General features: G+C 63.4%; 21 protein-coding genes and 1 pseudogene. 15 read left to right on the top strand and 7 right to left on the bottom strand.

The annotated features are described in order from the left end of the window. The first annotated feature begins 268 nt into the window (after positions 1-268). From EPO50_RS30985 to EPO50_RS30925, 13 genes are all read left to right on the top strand, one after another. Positions 269-1885: an NAD(P)/FAD-dependent oxidoreductase gene (locus tag EPO50_RS30985; RefSeq protein ID WP_296350902.1), complete on the top strand. Its 1617-nt coding sequence runs from the start codon at positions 269-271 to the stop codon at positions 1883-1885. A 97-nt stretch (positions 1886-1982) separates the two neighbouring features. After that, positions 1983-3200 carry an acyl-CoA dehydrogenase family protein gene (locus EPO50_RS30980; protein ID WP_296350901.1) on the top strand — a complete coding sequence of 406 codons (1218 nt, stop codon included), beginning with the start codon at positions 1983-1985 and terminating at the stop codon, positions 3198-3200. Positions 3201-3204: 4 nt separating this feature from the next. After that, complete coding sequence (locus tag EPO50_RS30975; RefSeq protein WP_296350899.1) at positions 3205-4299, top strand: acyl-CoA dehydrogenase family protein; 1095 nt, start codon at positions 3205-3207, stop codon at positions 4297-4299. A 44-nt stretch (positions 4300-4343) separates the two neighbouring features. After that, entirely contained in the window at positions 4344-5498 is a 1155-nt protein-coding gene (locus EPO50_RS30970; RefSeq protein ID WP_296350897.1) for a thiolase family protein, read from the top strand. 13 nt (positions 5499-5511) lie between these two features. After that, positions 5512-5913, top strand: a complete 402-nt coding sequence (locus tag EPO50_RS30965; protein ID WP_296350895.1) for a Zn-ribbon domain-containing OB-fold protein — start codon at positions 5512-5514, stop codon at positions 5911-5913. A gap of 33 nt (positions 5914-5946) precedes the next feature. Continuing rightward, positions 5947-6222: a hypothetical protein gene (locus EPO50_RS30960; protein ID WP_296350893.1), complete on the top strand. Its 276-nt coding sequence runs from the start codon at positions 5947-5949 to the stop codon at positions 6220-6222. 243 nt (positions 6223-6465) lie between these two features. Next, positions 6466-6918, top strand: coding sequence for a MaoC family dehydratase N-terminal domain-containing protein (locus EPO50_RS30955; protein ID WP_296350892.1), 453 nt, complete (start codon positions 6466-6468; stop codon positions 6916-6918). A gap of 11 nt (positions 6919-6929) precedes the next feature. Further along, positions 6930-7343 (top strand): hypothetical protein, encoded by a 414-nt coding sequence (locus EPO50_RS30950; protein ID WP_296350890.1) that lies wholly within the window; start codon positions 6930-6932, stop codon positions 7341-7343. Positions 7344-7395: 52 nt separating this feature from the next. Continuing rightward, the gene (locus EPO50_RS30945; RefSeq protein ID WP_296350889.1) at positions 7396-8094 is read left to right on the top strand and encodes an MFS transporter; all 699 of its coding nucleotides are present in this window, start codon (positions 7396-7398) and stop codon (positions 8092-8094) included. Continuing rightward, positions 8046-8645, top strand: a complete 600-nt coding sequence (locus tag EPO50_RS30940) for a hypothetical protein (RefSeq protein ID WP_296350886.1) — start codon at positions 8046-8048, stop codon at positions 8643-8645. The genes EPO50_RS30945 and EPO50_RS30940 overlap by 49 nt, the downstream gene beginning before the upstream one ends. 13 nt (positions 8646-8658) lie before the next feature. Further along, positions 8659-10299, top strand: a complete 1641-nt coding sequence (locus EPO50_RS30935) for an NAD(P)/FAD-dependent oxidoreductase (protein ID WP_296350884.1) — start codon at positions 8659-8661, stop codon at positions 10297-10299. Positions 10300-10349: 50 nt separating this feature from the next. Then, the gene (locus tag EPO50_RS30930) at positions 10350-11486 is read left to right on the top strand and encodes a nitronate monooxygenase (protein ID WP_296350882.1); all 1137 of its coding nucleotides are present in this window, start codon (positions 10350-10352) and stop codon (positions 11484-11486) included. A 102-nt stretch (positions 11487-11588) separates the two neighbouring features. Continuing rightward, positions 11589-11756, top strand: coding sequence for a hypothetical protein (locus EPO50_RS30925; RefSeq protein ID WP_296350881.1), 168 nt, complete (start codon positions 11589-11591; stop codon positions 11754-11756). Positions 11757-12203: 447 nt separating this feature from the next. On the opposite strand, the gene EPO50_RS30920 is transcribed toward EPO50_RS30925, so the two are convergent. Next, positions 12204-13033 (bottom strand): IS5 family transposase gene (locus EPO50_RS30920; protein WP_296350879.1). Its coding sequence is split into 2 segments (ribosomal slippage): positions 12204-12661 and positions 12661-13033, totalling 831 coding nucleotides; the frame shifts between segments, so codons are not numbered across the junction. Positions 13034-13405: 372 nt separating this feature from the next. Next, positions 13406-14473 (bottom strand): IS630 family transposase, encoded by a 1068-nt coding sequence (locus EPO50_RS30915; protein WP_296350877.1) that lies wholly within the window; start codon positions 14471-14473, stop codon positions 13406-13408. Between the two features lie 408 nt (positions 14474-14881). Between EPO50_RS30915 and EPO50_RS31640 the strand changes: the two are divergent. Both EPO50_RS31640 and EPO50_RS30910 read left to right on the top strand, forming a co-directional pair. Then, positions 14882-15073, top strand: a pseudogene (locus tag EPO50_RS31640) (LysR family transcriptional regulator); the annotation flags it as partial. A gap of 51 nt (positions 15074-15124) precedes the next feature. Then, complete coding sequence (locus EPO50_RS30910) at positions 15125-15805, top strand: LysR family substrate-binding domain-containing protein (RefSeq protein WP_296350875.1); 681 nt, start codon at positions 15125-15127, stop codon at positions 15803-15805. Here EPO50_RS30910 and EPO50_RS30905 read toward each other — a convergent pair. The 5 genes from EPO50_RS30905 to trbL all read right to left on the bottom strand — a co-directional run bounded on the left by EPO50_RS30905 (position 15798) and on the right by trbL (position 20424). Then, entirely contained in the window at positions 15798-16046 is a 249-nt protein-coding gene (locus tag EPO50_RS30905; protein WP_296350873.1) for a DUF2274 domain-containing protein, read from the bottom strand. The genes EPO50_RS30910 and EPO50_RS30905 overlap by 8 nt on opposite strands. Before the next feature lie 340 nt (positions 16047-16386). After that, positions 16387-17508 carry a TrbI/VirB10 family protein gene (locus EPO50_RS30900; RefSeq protein WP_296350871.1) on the bottom strand — a complete coding sequence of 374 codons (1122 nt, stop codon included), beginning with the start codon at positions 17506-17508 and terminating at the stop codon, positions 16387-16389. Between the two features lie 32 nt (positions 17509-17540). Continuing rightward, positions 17541-18500: a P-type conjugative transfer protein TrbG gene (trbG, locus tag EPO50_RS30895; RefSeq protein ID WP_296350869.1), complete on the bottom strand. Its 960-nt coding sequence runs from the start codon at positions 18498-18500 to the stop codon at positions 17541-17543. Further along, positions 18497-19180 carry a conjugal transfer protein TrbF gene (gene trbF / locus EPO50_RS30890; RefSeq protein ID WP_296350867.1) on the bottom strand — a complete coding sequence of 228 codons (684 nt, stop codon included), beginning with the start codon at positions 19178-19180 and terminating at the stop codon, positions 18497-18499. Before trbF ends, trbG begins: the two co-directional genes overlap by 4 nt. Next, a complete protein-coding gene (gene trbL, locus EPO50_RS30885) occupies positions 19180-20424 on the bottom strand; it encodes a P-type conjugative transfer protein TrbL (protein WP_296350865.1) in 1245 nt (414 codons plus the stop codon). The genes trbF and trbL overlap by 1 nt, the downstream gene beginning before the upstream one ends. Positions 20425-20447: the final 23 nt, after the last annotated feature.

Raw genomic sequence — 20447 nt, 5'->3', positions numbered from 1 at the left:
CATCCATCTCGTTGTCCGTCCCTGTTGTCGGACGCACGTGGAGAACTTTGCACCAAACCAATTTGAGCCACACGTTTCCATCCCGAAAACATTTTCTAATATCCATTTGTTTTTTTACGACGCTATTGCTATGACCAGACGCCGTCAAGGACAATTGTGATGCGGATGGATTCAAGCGATTGCGTCAGCCAGGAGCGCGTTGAACGGCTGTTTCAACGCTCATGTGGCTGCTTGGTTATGCCGGAGCGGTTCCTGAGGGAGGAATACCATGGTGAAGAGCACCGCGATTGAACGCTGGGAGGTCGCCGTCATCGGCGCCGGCCTGTCGGGCATGTACCAGCTGCTGAAACTGCGGCAGCTCGGCTTCAAGGTGCGCGTCTACGAGGCTGGCGGTGACGTCGGCGGCACCTGGTACTGGAACCGCTATCCCGGCTGCCGCTTCGACTCGGAGAGCTGGAGCTACGTCTTCTCCTTTTCGCCCGAGGTGCTGAGGGAGTGGAGCTGGGCCGAGCATTTCTCCGGCCAGCCCGAGAATTTGCGCTACTGCGAGTTCCTCGCCGACAAGTTCGATCTGCGCCGCGACATCACCTTCGGCGCGCGCGCCAGGTCGGCGTCGTGGGACGACGGCGCCGGCGAATGGGAGCTCATCTTCGAGGATGGCAGGCGCGCGCGCTCGCGCTTCCTGGTGACGGCCATCGGCCCTTTGTCGGCGCCGACCATGCCCAACATCGCCGGCATCGGCGACTTCAAGGGCGAGGCCTACCACACCGGCCTGTGGCCGCATCACCCCGTCAGCTTCGAGGGCAAGCGGGTCGCCGTGATCGGCACCGGCGCGTCGGGCGTGCAGCTCATCACCGAGGTCGCCAAGACGGTGGGGCACATGACGGTGTTCCAGCGCACGCCCAACTGGTGCACGCCGCTGCGCAACAGCCGGATCTCCCCGCAGGAGATGGAAAGCATCCGCAATCGCTACGACGACATCTTCCGGCGCTGCCGCGAGACCTGGGGCTGCTTCATCCACACCGCCGACCATCGCAACGCCATGGATCTCTCGCCCGAGGAGCGCGAGGCGGCGTTCGAGAAGCTCTACAACGAGCCAGGCTTCTCCTTCTGGCAGGGTAATTTCCGCGACGCGCTGATCGACAAGGCGGCCAACGACGAGATGACCAAGTTCGTCATCAAGAAGATCCGCGCCCGCGTGAAGGACCAGAGGATCGCCGACAAGCTGATCCCGACCAACCACGGCTATGGCACGCGCCGCGTGCCGCTCGAAAGCGGCTACTACGAGGTCTACAATCAGCCCAACGTGAAGCTGGTCGATCTGCGCGAGACGCCGATCGAGCGCGTCACGGAGAAGGGCCTCAAGACCTCGGACGCCGACTACGAATTCGACATGATCGTCTATGCGACGGGCTTCGACGCCATCACTGGCGCCTTCGATCGCATCGACATCAGGGGAAAGGGTGACCAGAAGCTCAAGGACAAGTGGGCCGACGGGCCGCACACCTATCTTGGCCTCAACATCGCCGGCTTCCCCAATTTGCTGACGCTGGTCGGTCCGCACAATGCGGCGACCTTCTGCAACATCCCACGCTGCATCGAGCAGAACGTCGAGTTCGTCAGCGAGATGCTGGTGCACATGCGCGAGAAGGGCCTGAAGCGACTCGAGGCGACGCACGAGGCCGAGGACGAGTGGACGGCCCACGTCTACGACACCGGCAACAAGCTTCTCGCCATGCAGGTCGATTCCTGGATCACCGGCGTCAACAAGAACGTCGGTCGCCAGAAGCGCACCTTCATGGCCTATGCTGGCGGCGCACCCAAGTATCGCCAGAAGTGCGAGGAGGTCGTGGCGCACGGGTATGAAGGGTTCACATTGCGCTAATCCAGATCCGATGGCCGCATTCCGCTTGACGAAGGCCTCGAAGCCTGGCTGCCGGACAGCAAAAGGCCCGCCAAGGCCCAATAGGAGAAGATGGCAGATGGACCTCGAATATTCCGAACGCCACAGGGCGCTTCAGCAGGAAATCCGCGAATTCGCGGCCAAGGAAGGCCACCGCTCGCCGAAGACTGGCGGCGGCCGCAAGCGCCCCGACCTGAAAACGCTGGACTGGCAGGCGCTCTTGCTGGAGCGCGGCTATTTCGCGCGCACCATACCGAAGAAATACGGCGGCTACGGCGCCGCACCGGACGTGGTGGAGGCGGCGATCATCGCCGACGAATTCAGCAAGGCGGGGCTCTATCCGGGCATCATGAACCAGGGCATCAGCATGCTGGTGCCGACGCTGCTGGAAGTGGGCCGGGAAGACCAGAAGGAACAGTGGGTGGAAACCACGATCCGCGGCAAAACCATCTGGTGCCAGGGTTATTCGGAACCGGGCTCCGGCAGCGATCTTGCCGCGGCCCGCACCCGGGCCGAGCTGGACGGCGACCATTTCGTCGTGAACGGGCAGAAGATCTGGACGTCATCTGCCCATTACGCCGACATGATGTTCCTGCTCTGCCGGACGGAGCCGGACAAAGGCAAGCATGACGGTCTCTCTTATCTGTTGCTGTCGATGAAGACGCCGGGGATCGAGGTGCGGCCCCTTACCACCATGACTGGCCGCGCCGAGTTCAACGAAACCTTCTTCACCGACGTGCGAGTCCCGGCTGCCCAGATCGTCATGGGCCGCGGCGATGGCTGGCGGGTCGCCAACATCACGCTGAAATACGAGCGGATGCTGCTCGGCGACCCGAACAAGCTGATGCACCGCCTGAACAGTATCCAGAACCTGATGGAGCGAACCGAGATCGACGGTGCCCGCATCATTGAGCTGTCGGAATACCGCGACCGGCTGCTGAAGCTGCAGGGCGAGGTGCTGGCCTGGAAGTATCACGGCATGCGCCTGCTCACGGACCTGGCGAACGACGAGGACTCCGGCGTCCGCCGGCTGATCGTGAAATACGTGGGCACCATGCTGGGCCACCGCCTATCGTCGTTGGCGGTGGACGTGCTCAGCGCCGCCGGCTTGTCGTACGACCCGCAGGGCGAGGACAAGGACGACGATGAGGCCACGACCTGGCACATTGACTACATGTACGATGTCGGCCTGATCATCGGTGGCGGCACGTCCCAGATCCAGAAAAACATCATCGCCGAGCGCGGCCTCGGTCTGCCGCGCGAACCGAAGCCGAAAGAGCAAGCGGCGGCGAGGTAAGATCATGCGATTTGGGCTTTCCGACGAACAGAAGATGCTGGACGAATCCGTCCGCGGCTATCTTACCCGCGCTCTGCCGCTGGACGAGGTTCGGCGCATCACCGTCGAGGGCGGCGGCTTCGACGTGAGCCTTGCGCGCGGCTTGAGCGAGCAGGGGCTTAGCGGCCTTTGCGTGCCGGAAGCGCACGGCGGCGCCGGCCTCGGCATGGTGGAGGCTGCGGTGGTAGCCGAAGCGCTTGGCTATGCGGCGGCGCCCTACGGCTTCGCCGGCGCCTGTGTGATGGCGCCGCTTGCCATCGCTCGGGCGGGCGACGGCGGGCTGCAGGACGAGATGCTGGGCGCGATCGCCGCAGGCGAACGGCGCGTTGCGGTGGACTTCTCGGCACTGGCCGGCACGACCGGCGCCGCCGATCTGCAGCTTGCGGGCAAGACACTCTCCGGCAGGGCCACGCACCTGCTCGACCCCGGCGGTGCCACCGACCTTCTGGTGGCGCTGGCCGACGGCCGCATGGCTTTGGTTGCAGCAGACAGCGCCGGCGTGGCGCCTGGCTTGCGTAAGACCATCGACCGTACCCGGCCGTTCGGCGAGGCCTCGTTCGAGGGAGCGCAAGCCCGGGTGCTGGATGCGGCGAACGAGCCGTTGGCGGTTGCGAGCGACATCGTCGGCATCGGCCGCCTGATGATCGCCGCCGACTCACTAGGCGCGGGCCAGCGGATGATCGACCAGGCGGTTTCGTATGCCCTGGAGCGCGAGCAATTCGGGCGCAAGATCGGCAGCTTCCAGGCGGTCAAGCATATGTGCGCCGAGATGGTCGCGATGCTGGAGCCCTGCCGTTCTCTGATCTGGTACGCCGCCTATGCACAGCAGCATGGAACAGAGGACGCGCCGCTGGTGATTCGGCACGCCAAGGCTCATCTGGGCGAAGTCACGCGCGAGGTCTCGCGCATGGCGACCGAGGTGCACGGCGGCATGGGCTTCACCGACCTGCTAGGCCTGCATTTCTGGTACAAGCGCATCACCTTCGACCGCCAGGTGCTGGGCGGTCCGGAGCGTTGTCGGAGCGAGGCCGGGGTGCTGCAAGGCTGGGCGGCCGCGTGACCTGTGTCGTCCGGCGCCTCTCGTGCGGCCAAATGGAGGAAACGTTGCCGAACATCCTATTCGAGAAATGCGCGATCAGCGGGATCGGCGAAACCGCCTATGTCCGCGGCTCGGGCAAGAGCGAGACCGCGCTGCAGATGGAGGCCTCGCTGAGAGCGATCGCGGACGCTGGGCTTAGCCCCAAGGACATCGACGGGGTCATTCCCTACGCCACCGGCTCGGCGGTTGCCGAGGATTTCATCACCAATTTCGGGATCGCCGACCTGCGCCTTTCGGCCACCACGCCCCTCGGCGGAGCCGGCTGCATTGCGGCGGTCCAGAACGCCGTCGGCGCCATCGTCGCCGGCATCGCCAACCACGTGCTGATCCCGATCGGCCGCAATGGCTATTCCGGCGCGCGCATCGGCAGCCGTGTCCAGCAGCTGCCGCAGTTCCGCACGGTGGGCGAATTCGAAATGCCGCTCGGCCAGATCGCGCCCGTGCAGCTCTATGCCCAAATGGCACGGCGGCACATGGAGACCTTCGGAACCAAGAGCGAGCATTTCGGCAAGATCGCGGTGACCATCCGCGAGCACGCAACGATGAACGAGAACACGCTAATGACCGAGCCGCTTACCTTGGAGCAGCACCAGAACTCGCGCATGATTTCCGATCCGCTACGGCTCTTCGACTGCTGCCTGGAAAGCGACGGCGGCGCGGCCATCGTGATCAGCAGCGGCGAGCGCGCACGCGACCTAAAGTCGAAGCCGGTCTACATCATGGGCATTGCCGAAGGCCATCCGGACTCGCCGAGCGCCATCACCCAGCGGCCGGACATGACCACCCTCGGCACCGCCAAGGCCGCACCCCGCGCCTTCGGCATGGCCGGCGTCGATCACAAGGACATCGACGTCGCCGAGATCTATGACTGCTTCACTTATATCGTGCTCTGCCAGCTGGAAGACCTGGGCTTCTGCAAGAAGGGCGAGGGCGGGGATTTCGTCGCCAGCACCTCCCTGGGACTGGACGGGCCTATGCCGATCAACACCCACGGCGGCCTGCTCTCTCAGGCGCACATCATCGGCATGAACCACATTGTCGAACTGGCCAAACAGCTTCGCGGCGAGGCCGGGAAGGCTCAGGTTAGGGACGCGAAAATCGGTCTCGTCACCGGTTATGGCGATATGGGTGACGGCGGCGTCGCCATCATGCGCGCCTAGGAGGATCAGGACTATGGAGATCGAACGGATTCGCCCGAGCCTCAATGAGGATACCAAACCCTACTGGGACGGTTTGAAGGACGGACGCCTGCTGTTCCAGAAATGCGGCCACTGTGGCACGATCCGCCACTATCCGCGGCAGGTGTGCAGCGAATGCTTCTCCATGAACGTGGAGTGGATCGAGGCGTCCGGAAAAGGCAAGGTGCATACTTGGGCGGTGTCGCATCATGCCTTTCATCCCTTCTTCAAGAGAGATTTGCCCATGACCTTCGTCACAGCGGATATGGACGAAGGGGTGCGGGTGTGTGCCCGGTTGCGCGGTGACGGCGTTATCCCCTCCATCGGCATGCCGGTACGGGTCGCTTTTGAGCGGCTCGACGACGACCTGACCGTGCCGGTGTTCTACCCGGCCTGATCGTTCGCTACATGAACGGCAGCGCTCTACCGCGTGCCATCGGCGCCGGCTTTTCTGGTGTCTACCAGTTGCATTGCCTGCGCGATCGCCTCGGGCGACATTGCGGCGTTCGCGTGGTTTGTCGACGAGTTGGGCTATGCCGGCTCTGGCGATCGAGAGCACCATCTGCAGATCGAGGGGTTCGAGGCCTCCAGCCCCTGGAACACGAACTCGAACGACGACATCGTAAACCAGGAGCACTTCAAGAATTTGTCGATATCGTCGTCACGGGTCTGCGCCGAGACGGATGCGAAGGCCAGGATCCAATAAACGAAGTGCGCTGGTTCTGGGACAACTGGTCGACCCACTGCTGGTGGGGTCGCACGATGCGATCGGCCAGGAAGTCGAGAAAGCCGCTGAGCGGGTTCCGATCAAGAATGCTTTTTGCGGTTGCTGCAAGGTGTCAACAGCTGCGGCCAGATCCTGAAATCGCTGGACCTGTGAACCGAGAAAGTCACGCCGCGAAGCGATCATTCTAATATTACAACCGAACAATCAAAGGAGAAAACGCCAATGGGTTTGATATCGGAAGAAGCACGCAAGATGATTGGCGCTTCCGAACCGCCTATTCAGGTCGAAATCAGCCGTCGCGACATTATGAAATACGCGGTCTCGACCGAGCAGGTGCTGGAGAAATACCTGAATGGTGATGAGGCGCCGCCGATGTTCCTGTTCGGCGCGCTCCGTCCCATCGTGCCGATCGACCAACTGGGGCCCGACGGGATCGCCAACGCCTCGCTGATGCCGGAACTCCCATTGAAGCGCGTGATGGCGGGCGGCACCAAGGTCCGCTACTTCCGGCCGGTCAAGCCCGGCGACGTTCTGGTCGCCACCCGCTCTCTGGCCGATATGTACGAAAAGTCCGGGTCGCAAGGGCCGCTGATCTTCCTGGTCTACAAGCTGGACGTGAAGACCGGGGCCGGCGAGCCGGTGGTTGAAGAAACCCAGACCCGCATCGTCCGCTAAGGAGCCGAAGAATGCCGAAATTCGCAGACATCAAGCCCGTCGACGCGCTGCCGGAACGCCGCTTCACGCCGACCAATGTCTCGTTGTTTCTCTACAATGCGGCGATCTGGAACGCCCACCGAATCCACTATGAAGAAACCTACACCAAGGAGGTGGAGAAGCACCCGGCCATCGTGGTGGACGGGCCGCTCCAGGGGGATTGGCTGACCCAGACCGTCCTGAACTGGATGGGGGATGACGGAACCCTTGTCGAATTCGAATATTCGAACCGTCGAACCAGCTACATCGGCGACACGCTGGTCTCTGGCGGCAAGGTAGAATGGGTCAACCCGGAGACCCGCGAGGCCGAGTTCTCCCTGTTCGTTCGGATCGAAGGTGGCGAGGTTACCGCCCCGGGCCGCGCCGTCGTCCGCTTTAACCCCTAGACTCCGGCTGTGCCGGCTTAGCGAACGGCAGACGAGGGTACCGGGATGAGCATTGAACGCGGAAACGGCGGAAGCCATGTCCGCCGGCGACGGCGAAGCCCACCGTTGGTTGGCGACGGCGGCCGCCATGGGCGACGCCATCTCGATGGTGTTGTCCTCGACAACCGTCAGCGTCGCGTTCCCGAACATTATGGCCGCGTTCGGCATCGGTCAGGACAAGGCGCAGTGGGCATCGACCGGCTTCCTGGCGGCGATGATGATCTTCATGCTCGTCAATCCCTGGGGCCAGTCCGTCTTCGGGCAGCGCCGGTCCTACCTGCTCGCGCTGGGACTGTTTGTCCTCGGCGCAGTCCCCGGCGGCACGGCGCAATCGACCGAGTTCCTGATTCTGGGCCGGGTGATCCAGGGTGCCTGCGCGTGGTGGTCCGACTACATTGTCGCCCTCGGCAGTGTGGCGGCGCTGGCGACTGTCGCGTTGGTGCTCTGGCAATGGCGGGTAGCAAAGCTACCGCTGCCGCGCATCGATCTCCTTGTCACGCCCCAGTTCGCTTCGGCGGTGGCAGTGGCTTTCGTCCTCGACGCGGCGATCTACGGCTTGACCTCCCTGGTGCCGATCTTCGTGCCGATCGTGCAGCACTTTCTGGCGACGTGGCCGGGCTGCTGTTCATTGCCAGGGGCGGCCTGCTGGCCTTTACCTTTCCAATGTCCGGCTGGTTGGCGGACACCGTGCCGCCGCGCGTTCTGCTGGTGAGCGGCTTCGTTTTGATAGCCGGCGCCGGCAGCAACACCACCTTCTGGGCGCTCGTAGGCTACACATTGATCCAGGGGTTCGGCATTCGGCTGATCCATCCGACCCTGAACGCGACCGGCCTCAGGGCAGTGTCGCCCGAAACTGTGAGCGCCGGGGCGGGCATGTTGAACCTTTTCCGCCAGTTGGGGGGCTCGGGCGCCGTCGTGGCGACCGTCATCGCGCCCGATGGTGGCGACGCGCGGTTCAGCCAAGCATTCGTGGAATCGCAGACGCCGGCAAATCGAGTGACCACCACCTATCCGGCCGAGCTGGAAGCCGCCTTGGAGGTGGTGGAGCCGGACTCGAACACCGTGGCCGGGCTGGCCCTGCATCATCTGGGGGAAGCGGTGCTTGCGCAGGCGATCATCAGTGGATTCAGCGACGGTTTCTGGTTCCTGGCCGAAATGGCCCGTAGTCGCCTTGATCCCGCTTGGATCATTGGACGGCGCAAACCGCCCGCCCCGGATGAGCCAGACGACGATCCCCTTCTACACACGTCCACCACAGACTGAACGAGGCAATCCCATGAAAGCGCAACAGACCCTGACCCACCGCGAAACCGCGCCGGACCTGGACTTCGACGCCATCGTCATCGGCGCCGGCATTTCCGGCCTCTACCAGCTCTACCGGCTGCGTGACGATCTCGGCATGAAGGTCCGCTGCTTCGAGATGGGCACGGGCGTCGGCGGCACCTGGTACTGGAACCGCTATCCGGGCGCGCGCTTCGATTCCGAGAGCTATTCCTACGCCTATTCCTTCAGCCAAGAGCTGCTGAACGAGTGGGACTGGAGCGAGCATTTTGCGGCCCAGCCGGAGACGGAAAAGTACCTCAACTACGTCGCGGACAAGTTCGAACTGCGCCGCAACATCCAGTTCAACAGCAAGGTCACCGCCTGCCACTACCAGGAGAAGACACGGTCCTGGAAGGTGTGGCTGGGAGACGGCTCGGAGCATGCCTGCCGCTTCCTGGTCACTTGCATCGGCCCGCTCTCCACCCCGACCTTCCCCAAGATCGAGGGGCGAGAGAGCTTCCAGGGCGAAGCCTATCACACCGGCCTTTGGCCGAAGCACGAGGTCACCTTCGCGGGCAAGGACGTCGCCGTGATCGGCACCGGCGCGACCGGCGTGCAGGCGATCACTGAGATCGCCAAGACCGCGAACACCCTGACGATCTTCCAGCGCCGGCCCAACTGGTGCAAACCGCTGCACAACAAGCATATCTCCAAGGAGGAGATGGAGGAGCTGCGCGCCTGGTACCCGGAGATGTTCCGGCTTTGCCGGGAGAGCTTTTCGTGCTTCCTGCACACCGCCGATCCGCGCAACACCTTCGACCTCTTACCGGAGACGCGGGAGGCATTCTGGGAGAAGCAGTACCAGACGCCCGGCTTCTCCATGTGGGTCGGCGGCTTCAAAGACATGATGACCAACCGGGCGGCGAACGACGAGGTCTCCAAGTTCGTCGCGCGCAAGATCCGCGAGCGGGTGAAAGACCCCAAGGTGGCCGAATTGCTGATCCCGAAAGACCACGGGTTCGGCACGCGGCGCGTGCCGCAGGAGTCGGGCTACTACGAGGTGTTCAACCAGCCGAATGTGGATCTGGTCTCGATCCTGGACAATCCGATCCAGCGGATCACGCCGACCGGCATCGAGCTTGCCGACCGCAGCTTCAAATTCGACATGATCGTCTATGCTACCGGCTTCGACGCGATCACCGGCGCCTTCGACCGGATCGACATCCGCGGCATTGGCGGCGAGCGTCTGAAGGAGAAGTGGCGCCGCGCGCTCGAGACCTTCCTGGGCATGCTGGTCGAGAACTTCCCGAACATGTTTATGATTATCGGCCCGCACAGCGCGCTGGGCAACATCCCGCGCTCGATCGAATACGCAGTCGACTGGGTCACCGAGTTGATCAAGTATCTGTGCGACCACGACTACACTTATGTGGAGCCGACGCGGGAGGCGGTCGACGACTGGACCAACTTCGTCATCGAGACCGGCAAAGGCCTGCTCTCGAACGAGGTGGACAGCTGGATGACCGGCATCAATCAAAACGTAGAAAGCAAGCAAAAGCGAATCATCGCCCGCTACAGCGGCAGCGCCCCTGTCTTCCGCGAAAAAGCAAACACCGTCGCTGCGGGGGGCTACAAAAAGCTGGTGCTGGATTGACGGCAGCACGGTCCGCATCGATCGGACGACAACGAATTGAGGTTGAGGAAATGAACAACGAACTTTGCAAGAAACTCGGCATTGAGTTCCCGCTTTTCGCCTTCAGCCATTGCCGCGACGTGGTGGCCGAAGTCACGAACGCCGGCGGTTTCGGTGTGCTGGGTGCCGTCGGCCTGACACCGGAGACGCTGGAGATCCAGCTGAATTGGATCGACGAGAAGGTGAAGGGCAAGCCCTACGGCGTCGACCTGCTGATCCCAGAAAACATGCTCGACAGAGAAGCGCAGACGACGGACGAAGAGTTGAAGGCGCATATCCCGCCGGAGCACAAGAAGTTCATCGAAGATCTACTCAGGCGAAACCAGATAGATCCCTCCGACCTCTGGGACCGCACCTACGACGACCGCGATTCCTCAATCATGCGCCCGGAAGGTGCCAAGAAGATGTTGGAGGTCGCCTTCCGCCATCCGATCAAGATGTTCGTGAACGCGCTCGGCGTGCCGCCGGCGGATATCATCGAGGAAGCCCACAACCGAGGCATTCTGGTCGGCGCGTTGACTGGCTCGAAGCGCCACGCCATCAAGCATGCGGAAGCCGGCGTCGACGTGCTGGTGGCAGCGGGCGGCGAGGCTGGCGGGCATTGCGGCGAGATTTCGACGATCGTGCTGGTGCCCGAGGTGCTCGAGGCGATCAAGGACTACGACAACATGCATGTGCTTGCCGCGGGCGGCATCGCCACCGGCCGGCAGATGGCCGCCTGCATGGCGATGGGCGCTTCGGGGGTCTGGTGCGGCTCGGTCTGGCTGACCACGGCGGAGGCCGAGACCACGCCCACCGTCAAGGAGAAGATGCTGAAGGCGACGTCCGCCAATACGGTGCGCTCCCGCAGCCGGACCGGCAAGCCGACCCGGCAGTTGCAATCGGCCTGGACCGATGCCTGGTCCTCGAAGGATGCGCCCGAGCCATTGCCCATGCCGCTGCAAGGCATCCTCTCCCGCCCCGCCATGGCGAAAGTGGACAAGCTCGCCGAAAGCGGGCACGAGGGGGCGAAGGAGATCGCCTCCTATTTCGTCGGCCAATGCGTGGGCCTGATGAATGAGCAGCAGTCCACTCGCTCGGTTGTCTACGAGTTCATGAGGGACTATGCCAAAGCTGTGGAGCGTCTTTCCAACACCCTGGCCGAATAGCGAGAGCCCGTTCGTCAGGAACGGCTTCCGGCCCGCCAAACAGGGCACGGCATGCTGGCATCCCTGAGCCTCCGGACAGGTCTCGGCAATGGAATGAAGCAGATGAATCGACGTGTTACGCCCCGGCTTGCCGCGACGCTCATGCTTGCCCGCGACGGCGAGGACGGGCTGGGGACTGTTCATGGTGCCTCGTTCTTCATCGACCGCGCCGCTCGGAACTCAACTCATTGCCGCCCCAGCAAGGTGGTCAACCGTAGCTTGGTCGAGTGAGACGATGAGCAGGCAAATAATCGCACTGGTCATCGCGCGACGGGCTGCGGTATTGCGGATAACGCCCCAGGAACTTGTCCCCTCGAGTATGAGGCGTCCTCCAGGCAAAAAGTCCGCACGTGCCTTGTTAACGAGATTCGGGAACCAGGGGCCCTCGATGAATGCGTCACCGTGCTGGCGCTGGCGTCGACCTTGTAGCTCCCAGGGCACGGTCGCTAAGCGGCAAGCGCTTGGAGCCGTCCTGCATGATTTCAGCGCACCTCCAGGGGAGACCAGGCGCTCACCAGGGGCTGGCTAACGGCACACGCTTCATCAGTCGCCTGGTCAGTCGCACGAGGCATCGCAATTGAATGGGGCGACATCTTCGGTGACCAAGTCGTCGCTACAGCCTTGCTCGATCGCCTGCCTGCTCAACCATGCCTAAGAGCCGATCCGAGAAGTTGAGATTCAGGAACAAGGGATTGGCTTGGTCAAGTGCCTGAGCATGATGCGGATCATGGCGAGACGGATGAAGGCAACGACGGTGCAGGCGTAGCGTTCGAAGTCGCGAGCGAGCCTGCGGTTGCGAGTGATCCATGCGAAGGTTCGCTCGACGATCCATCGCTTGGGCAGGACGATGAAGTTGTGTGCCTCGGTGCGCTTGACGATTTCGATCTGCCAGGCGCCGATGTCGGCGACGCGTGGCCCTTGGTAGCCGGCATCGGCGAAGAGCTTGATGATCGACGGGAAGCGGCGCTTGGCGTCGCGCAGCAGGCGGCGGATGCCATCGCGATCCTGCCGGTTGGCGCGATGGACAACAACGTTCAGCAACAGGCCGAAGGTGTCGACGACGATGTGCCGCTTGCGGCCGGTGACCTTCTTGCCCGCGTCATAGCCTTGCGGGTCGATTGAGGCCCCCCTTTTTGCGCCGCTTTGGCGCTCTGGCTGTCGAGGATCGCCACTGTCGGTTCAGCCGTGCGTCTCGCCGCCTCGCGCACCTGGACATACAGGGCCTGATGCAGCCGAAGCAGCGTTCGGTCCGAGCGCCACAGCGAGAAATAGTCGTACACCGTGCTCTTGGGCGGCAGGTCCTTGGGCAAGGCGTCCCACTGGCAGCCGGTCGACAGCAGGTAGAACACTGCATTCAGCACTTCCCGCATATTGACGTCGCGCGGCCGGCCACCGCGCCGGGCCGGCGGGATTAGCGGCGCCACCAGAGTCCATTCCGCGTCCGTCAAATCGCTCGGGTAGCGCAGCGCTTTGCGTTTATGAACCCGACGATGTTCAGTCGTCCACATCTGGCACCTGTCGTCGAAATAGAGGGTGCCAAACAATGAATCACAACAGATTCTTCCGACTCAAGTTCTTTCCGGATAGGCTCTAAGTCGTGCAGATCAAGGGCTCCAGTTATCGCCTGCGCGAGCGCGCAGCCCTTGTGCCCGAAAACCTCAAGGCCAGGTATGCCAGCCCGCTCGCCAACGAACAGCCGTGCCGTCGGCGCGGCCGTCCAAGAAAGGGAGCCCCAGCCGCAGCAGCTAACACCGATGAAAACGGCCGGCGCCTGCTCTTACTTCGACATAAATGGCGAAAGTTCAGACGACACTGACAAAGCTGACCGAGCATGACGAGTTGTCGCGAGAGACGGGCGCGTCAGCGCCTAGTACCCGGAATCACAATTGACTGATACGTCGGCCTTTGACGCTTCTCTGGTAGACTTTTCGCTTTGTCCAGACGAAGGGCTTGGGATGCTTGTTGTAGACGTCGATGAAAGCATCGATGTGGTCCCTGAGCTGCTTGACCGAGGTGAAGGACGCGCCGTGCAGGGACTTTTTCTCCAGAATCGAGAACCAGATCTCGACCTGGTTGAGCCAGGAGGCGCGGGTCGGGGTGAAGTGGAAACGAACGTTGGGATGGCGCTTGAGCCAGCGGTCGTTCTTGGGCTTGTGGGTGTTGAGGTTGTCGAGCACGACATGGAGAGCGGTGCCGGGATAGGCGGCGACGATGTCGTTCATGAAGTCGAGGAACTCGACCCGCCTGCGGCGCGTCTTGTGCGCGGTCGTCACCTTGCCGGTCGCCACCTCGAAGGCGGCAAACAGCGTCGACGTGCCGTTGCGCCTGTAGTCGTGGCTATGGCCGGTCAGCGTCCGCCCGCTGGGCAGCTTCAGGTAGCCCTGCGCCCGCTCCAGCGCCTGGATCGAGGGCTTCTCGTCGACGCAGATGACAATCGCCTTCTCCGGCGGCGCGATGTACAGCCCGACCACGTCGGCCGCTTTGGCGGCAAACTCCGGATCATCGCTCTCGCACCACGACTTGCGGCCATCCAGGTCGATCTGGCGCTCGCGCAGGGTGCGCCACACCTGCTGCTCATGCACGTCGCCCAGCTCGGCGGCGATCATGCCTCCGGTCCAGCGCGCAAAACCCGCCGGTGGCGGGCGATCCAAAACGGCCAGGACACGCTTATCCGTCTCGACGCCATACTTGGGAGGCGGCCCAGGCCGAGGCTTGTCGCTCAATCCGGCCAGGCCTTCCCGGGCATACCGACCGCGCCACAGGCTGACTGTGCGCGGCATCGTATCCACCTCACGCGCGATCGACCGTGTCGACTGGCCCGAAGCCGCCAACAATACGATCCGTGCCCGCATCACATCGCGTTGCTCGCTCGTCGGCGCGCGAACCCGAGCCTCGAGCACCGATCGATCCCCGCGCTTCAGACGAACTTCTGCTGCTTTCGGAACCATTAACTGGTTGAATCACGAATCAGCCTTTTGCAAAAGTAGGTAGTAGCGGAGAGCTGAAGCCTTGACGCCGGGACATGTGGTGGATCAAGTACAAACTGGGCATCGCCGCTGGCCGGCGTCGCAGCCGGCGGCACGCTCGCGCCGCTGGTTCCTCCGGCCGCCATCCTGGTAGTCTACGGCATCATCACCGAAACCTCGACGGCGGATTATCGATGGCAGGGTCATTCCCGGCATCATCTCTGCGTTGTTCTACGCCGCTAAGTGCGCGTTGATTGCAAAATTGTATGCTTCAATTCATCCTTGGCACAGACTTCACATGCTATGGCCATGCACCTAACTTCATGAAGCGCCAGCCGAATCCGGCCAACATCTCATCACAAGATTTTGGCACTTCAGTTCCGAAGATACGTGCCGAGGCTAGTTGTGGACATCGAATTGGGCTCACTGCGTACCGTTCTTGCTGCCGCTGAGCACGGCAGTTTCCGACGGGCGGCATCTTCGCTAAACGTGAGGCAGTCGACGTTCAGCCGCCGAATACGCCTGCTCGAGGAGCAGCTTGGCGTCCCCCTATTCGAGCGCTCCAGCGGAGGAGTGCGTGTCGCGCCTGCCGGGGTCGGGGTCGTTCGAACAGCCCAGAGCATATTCGAGCAGATGGACCGCATGGTTTCAACCGCCCGCTCCGCCGGCAGTGGCGACGCCGGCAATATTACCATCGGTTTGAGCACGTCACTGTCGGTCAGCAAACTGCGCTCGGTTCTGGCAGAGTACATCAAGGCGTTGCCGAAGGTCGACGTCCAGATGGTCGAACGGTCGCGCGCGCAGCTGATCGATGGCCTTGATGCGGGGGATATGGACATTGCAATCGTTGTGGGAGAGCCAAGGCAGCATAGCGGACCCTCGATTGCACTATGGTCCGAACGGATCGTCGTTGCCCTGCCGTCTAAGCATGCGCTGTCCACCACCGAAGTAATTCACTGGAGCGATCTCAGGGATGAATCGTTCCTGCTGAGCCGGCGCGATCCGGGACCCGATTTGAAGAACATCATCGTCCGCAAACTTGCTGCGCCAGGTGACGCGCCCAACATCGAGATGTGGGACATGAGCAATGAGAGCATCCTCGCGATGCTGGAAGCCGGAATCCACGTCAGCATTCACAGCGAATCCTGGACCAGTCTCGCCTACCCAGGCGTCCGCTATCGCGAGGTTCGCGATACGTCCGGTCCTAGTCACATCACCTTCACCGCCTGCTGGGTTCAGCACAACAAGAACCCGGCCCTGGTGCGGTTCCTCGACTATCTCCGTCGCCACCATCACCCAACCTTGGTCACTTAGAATCATTGCCAGTCGATTCGACGCGACGTGCAATGCGGCGCTCCCTAGCAAAAGCCCGATCCGTCGCCATAAATCGTCCCAGCATGGGCGCCACAAGCTTCGCCGGATCGATCGCCTGTCCGGTTTCGCGGGCGAGCAGCTCGGCGTAGGCTAGGAGATCGCGATGGATTGCCGCCGGCAGATCGACCGTCAGCTTCACCGGCTTCTCGTCCAGGATGACGCCCAGTCGCAGCTTGGACATCGCCCGCCCCCTATTCGCGATAAGGCTGAAGCACGAGATCATATGCCGACTGAAAAACTATGCCGACATATGAGAATCTTGAGAAGGTAAAGCCATGGAATTCAGTCGAATTCGATTGGTTGGTCATCGGCATAGTCCTGCTCTTTGCAACTCGGAAATAGCGCGCGAGACTCTGTGCCAATTCGGATTTTCGCCCTGCTGTCTGTGAGAGGGCACCACTTTCTGTCGATGGCAATCCAAAAACTATGCCGATCAGCGTCGGCAATTCTTTGAAAGGAACAACCCAGATGCGCGCAGAACTCGGCATAGTTTTTCAGTCGGCATAGGATCTCGTATTCCGCTAACGGAATACGAGATCGCGGGTCACGATCACTCGCACGGGATAGCCGGGACGAATGGTCAGCGTCGGCTGGATGTTGAGATTGCGCCGCACGACCTGCTGGCCGGCCTGGTTCAGCGTGTCGCCGGTGCCCCGGCGCAACGCGCGAACGATGTCGCTGTCGTTGTGGTCGGAACCCAGCTCGGTGCCGACGGCTAGGATGGTCGAGAGCAGCGCCGCCTTGAACAACGATCCCCAGTGATGATCGACGCCGTCTTCCAGACCGGCCTGGCCAGTGGCATCCGCGCCGGGTTGGCGCTCGAGCACAATCGAATAGCCATTGGGCAGGATCAGCCGCGTCCAGACCAAAAGGAGACGCGACTGCCCAAACGAAACCTGACTATCATAAACTCCTATCAACCTGGCACCTTGGGGAATCAGCAACGATCCACCGGTCGGCGAATCGTAGACGTTCTCGGTCACCTGCGCCGCGATCTGGCCGGGCAAGTCTGACCGCAGGCCGGTGATAAGCGCCGCAGGAATGACCGTGCCTGCCTGCAGGACATAGGGCGATGCGGGCCGCGCCAGGCGATCGGGGCTCGTCGTGCGACGATCGACAGGCGCGTTCATGAAGGCGAGCTTGCGATCCTGCGCGTTCTGGATGGACGCCTCATCGGCCGGCAGCACAGTCCCGGATGTCGATCCCTGAGACGGACTCGACCCCGCGCCGATGGGCTGTTGCTGGCGATTACCTGGCGCAAAGAGGCGGCTGACGCGGGCTGCTTCGGTCTCCTGCGCCCGGCGCTGCTGCTCGACATCGGGCGCCGACGGGCCGGATTGGCTTTGAGCCGCCACGATCGGTCGGCCGAGATCGCCGGGCAGCGGCGGCCCGAGCGGCGGGACATCGCGCGGGACTCCGGTGTAATCGCGGGGCAACCCGGCGAGGCCATCGGCCATGCGCGGCCGGTCGGTGGTGTAGAGCTCCTGGGGTGTGGATCTGCGCAGCCGATCGCCCTGCAAGGCCCACAGCACGGCGCCACAGATCAGGATCAAGGCCAGTGCGGTGCCGCCGACCAGGACACTGCGCGACAGGCGCATGACGCGCGGTCCCTCCGGCCGCAGCCTGAAGGGACCCGTCGTCATCGAGGTTGGGGAGTCGGACTGCGATTGATCCGTCATCGCTGCGGCCTGCCGTCCGTGCGGATGATCCGGACCTTCTGCTGGCTCTCGCCGCCCAGCCGCAGCTCGGCTGCGGCGAACAGCCGGTCGACGATCAGCACGTTTCCGTAAGTGCGGTAGTTCACGATCTCCGGCTTGCCGTCCGGCCCGACGATGAAGAGCGGCGGCATCTCGCCCTGCACGATGCCGGCCGAGAACTCGATGTAGACCTTGCGGCCGTCATCATAGGCGTTGACCGGCCGCCAGGGCGGCGTGTCGCCGTCGATCGCATACCGGTAGCGCCGTTGCGCCACCTCAGGCAGGGCCGGCGTCGGCGGTACGGCGCGCATGCTCCTGCTGCGGATCTCGGGATAGAACCAGGCGACCGAGGGCATGTAGGGCCGCTCGTGCGCGCGGAGCTCGATCAGATAGGTGCGCCGGTCGGTGTTGACCACGAGGTTGGTCTCGATCGCAGGCCGGGTCGGCTTGACCAGGAGGTGGACGCGTCGGCTATCACCGTCGCCACTCTCGGTGTCGCCGATGATCCAGCGCACGGTGTCGCCGGCCGCAACCGGCCCCGAGCCGGTCAGCTGCTCGCCCGGCTCGAGGGCGATGTCGGTGACCTGTCCCGGCGCGACATAGACCTGATAGAGAGCGCCCGGGCTGTAGGGGAACACCTGCACGGCGTTAAAATATCCCTCGCGGCGCGGCTCGATCCGCGCGGCGTCGTTGGCGGCGTCGACCCGGGCGATCGGCTCCTTCGCTTCGACCATGCCGCCGCCACGCGCCGGCATCCAAGGCGGCGGCACGTGCAACGGCCGCGGCCGATCCTCGGCGGGTACCGACGATACAGGAAGCGGAGGCACGGTCGTGTCGTAGCTGATCTGCGGTGGTTTGCCCGATGCGCATCCCGTAAGCGCCAGCAGCGAGATGAGGATCGCCGGCCGCAGGGGCCGCTTGTCTCCTGCCTGAATCATTGTGCGAGCTCCTTCGACCAGTTGATGGCGTTGACGAACACTCCCAGCGGGTTCTTGCGCAGGCGATCGGCGTCGCGCGGCGGCTCGATGACGATGGTGAGGATGGCGGTCCAGCGTTCGGTACCGGCGAGCTGGCCGTTCTCGTAGCGGCGCTCGGTCCACGCCACGCGGAAACTGTCCGGCGACGCCCTGATGACGCTCGAAACCTCGACGGAGATCTGCATCTTGCCGAGGTTGGCAAAGGGATCGTTGCGACGGGCATGATCGTTTAGAGCCGCCGCGCCGCGATCGGTGGTGAAGTCGTAGGCGCGCAGCCAGCCTTGGCGCAGCACCACGGCGTCGGCTGGCAGGCCGCGGACATCCTCGATAAAGCGGGCCAAGTGGAAGGCGATCTGCGGATCTGTCGGCCGGTAAGAGGCATCCGCCGGGGCAACCGCCTGGGCCTGGCCGAACCTGTCGACCTGAACGACCCAGGGCGTGATCGTGCCGCGGGCCGCCTGCCAGACCATACCGCCGGCCAGACCGCCCGCCAGGACCAGGCAACCGAAGGCCATCAGCCGCCAATTCCTCGCCTGCACCCGCGCCGAGCCGATCCGGTCATCCCAGACCTGCGCGGCCTTCTGGTAGGGCGTTTCGGGGGCGGGTGTGTGGCCGTAGCGCACGGAAGAACGCTTGAACATCAACGGCTCCCTTCGGAGAGATCAATGGAGGTTCCACCACCACCGTGGTCGCCGGAGCGGATGGCATGTGAGGCGGCTGAGGCGCCATGACTTGCGGCCTGACTCCGCCGCATGCGCCGCGCCCAGGCAGGCGGCGTGTCGCGCGGTTCGGGCGCGGCTCCGGCCTCGGCACCGCCGACAGCGGCGCGACCGCCCGCTTCGAAGTTGCTTGCGAGACTCGAACCCGCCCGGCGGAGCGGACTGACCGCACCGGACATTCCCGTCATGGTCACGCCGGACAGACCGCCGCCGCGGTAGGCGGCCGCGGCCCCTCCGGCGAGCGCCGCGGAGCCACGCGCCGCCCCGGCTACGGCGCTCGCGCCGCCTGCGGCAATGGCGCCTGCCGCGACGCCGAGGCCACCGGCAGCCAGGCCCGTTCCCACGGCAGCGCCGGCACCGAGCTGCGGTCCGCCCGAGACGATGCCGTTGGCAATGCCGGGCCCGAAGATGCCGAGGCCCAGCAGCGCCAACGAGGCCAGCACCAACGCCATGGCGTCTTCGATGGAGGGCTGAGCGCCGCCCGATCCCGAGGTGAACTGCGAGAACAGGGTCGAGCCGATGCCGACAATGACGGCCAGCACCAGGACTTTTACGCCAGAGGAGACGACATTGCCCAGAACGCGCTCGGCAAGGAACGCAGTCTTGCTGAAGAGCCCGAACGGGATCAGCACGAAGCCGGCCAAGGTGGTCAGCTTGAACTCGATCAGGGTGATGAAGAGCTGGACGGCGAGGATGAAGAAGGCGAGCAGCACCACCACCCAGGCAAATAGCAATACGGCGATCTGGATGAAGTTCTCGAAGAAGCTGACAAACCCCATCAGCCCGGAGATGGAGTCGAGGATCGGCCGCCCGGCATCGAGACCGACCTGGGCAACGCGCCCCGGACGCAGGAAATCCGCCGCCGACAGGCCACTGCCGGAGGCTTTTAGGCCCAGGCCCGCAAAGCTGTCGAAGACGATGCGGGCGAGGCTGTTCCAGTTGCCGATCAGGTAGGCGAAGACGCCAATGAACAGGGTCTTCTTGACGAGTCGCGCGACGACGTCCTCGTCCCTGCCCCAGGCCCAGAACAGGGCGGCCAAGGTCAGGTCGATCGCGGCCAGCGTGGCCGCCAGGAAGCCGACCTCGCTGCCTAAAAACCCGAAGCCGCTGTCGATATAGCTGGTAAAGACTTCGAGGAATCGGTCGATGACGCCTGTGCCGCCCATCGGCTTTTACTCCGTGCTCTTTG

It is taken from the genome of Reyranella sp. (assembly GCF_004297405.1).
Lineage (GTDB): Bacteria > Pseudomonadota > Alphaproteobacteria > Reyranellales > Reyranellaceae > Reyranella.
The sequence above is the reverse complement of the archived record's forward strand: the minus strand, read 5'-3'. Positions and strand labels throughout refer to the sequence as shown.

What these genes read in the sequence shown, in the direction of transcription:
- EPO50_RS30985 (WP_296350902.1), top strand. Translation starts at nt 269, where the DNA reads ATGGTGAAGAGCACCGCGATTGAACGCTGGGAGGTCGCCGTCATCGGC.
- EPO50_RS30980 (WP_296350901.1), top strand. Translation starts at nt 1,983, where the DNA reads ATGGACCTCGAATATTCCGAACGCCACAGGGCGCTTCAGCAGGAAATC.
- EPO50_RS30975 (WP_296350899.1), top strand. Translation starts at nt 3,205, where the DNA reads ATGCGATTTGGGCTTTCCGACGAACAGAAGATGCTGGACGAATCCGTC.
- EPO50_RS30965 (WP_296350895.1), top strand. Translation starts at nt 5,512, where the DNA reads ATGGAGATCGAACGGATTCGCCCGAGCCTCAATGAGGATACCAAACCC.
- EPO50_RS30955 (WP_296350892.1), top strand. Translation starts at nt 6,466, where the DNA reads ATGGGTTTGATATCGGAAGAAGCACGCAAGATGATTGGCGCTTCCGAA.
- EPO50_RS30950 (WP_296350890.1), top strand. Translation starts at nt 6,930, where the DNA reads ATGCCGAAATTCGCAGACATCAAGCCCGTCGACGCGCTGCCGGAACGC.
- EPO50_RS30940 (WP_296350886.1), top strand. Translation starts at nt 8,046, where the DNA reads ATGTCCGGCTGGTTGGCGGACACCGTGCCGCCGCGCGTTCTGCTGGTG.
- EPO50_RS30935 (WP_296350884.1), top strand. Translation starts at nt 8,659, where the DNA reads ATGAAAGCGCAACAGACCCTGACCCACCGCGAAACCGCGCCGGACCTG.
- EPO50_RS30930 (WP_296350882.1), top strand. Translation starts at nt 10,350, where the DNA reads ATGAACAACGAACTTTGCAAGAAACTCGGCATTGAGTTCCCGCTTTTC.
- EPO50_RS30925 (WP_296350881.1), top strand. Translation starts at nt 11,589, where the DNA reads ATGAATCGACGTGTTACGCCCCGGCTTGCCGCGACGCTCATGCTTGCC.
- EPO50_RS30915 (WP_296350877.1), bottom strand. Translation starts at nt 14,473, where the DNA reads ATGGTTCCGAAAGCAGCAGAAGTTCGTCTGAAGCGCGGGGATCGATCG.
- EPO50_RS30910 (WP_296350875.1), top strand. Translation starts at nt 15,125, where the DNA reads ATGGACCGCATGGTTTCAACCGCCCGCTCCGCCGGCAGTGGCGACGCC.
- EPO50_RS30905 (WP_296350873.1), bottom strand. Translation starts at nt 16,046, where the DNA reads ATGTCCAAGCTGCGACTGGGCGTCATCCTGGACGAGAAGCCGGTGAAG.
- EPO50_RS30900 (WP_296350871.1), bottom strand. Translation starts at nt 17,508, where the DNA reads ATGACGACGGGTCCCTTCAGGCTGCGGCCGGAGGGACCGCGCGTCATG.
- trbG (WP_296350869.1), bottom strand. Translation starts at nt 18,500, where the DNA reads ATGATTCAGGCAGGAGACAAGCGGCCCCTGCGGCCGGCGATCCTCATC.
- trbF (WP_296350867.1), bottom strand. Translation starts at nt 19,180, where the DNA reads ATGTTCAAGCGTTCTTCCGTGCGCTACGGCCACACACCCGCCCCCGAA.
- trbL (WP_296350865.1), bottom strand. Translation starts at nt 20,424, where the DNA reads ATGGGCGGCACAGGCGTCATCGACCGATTCCTCGAAGTCTTTACCAGC.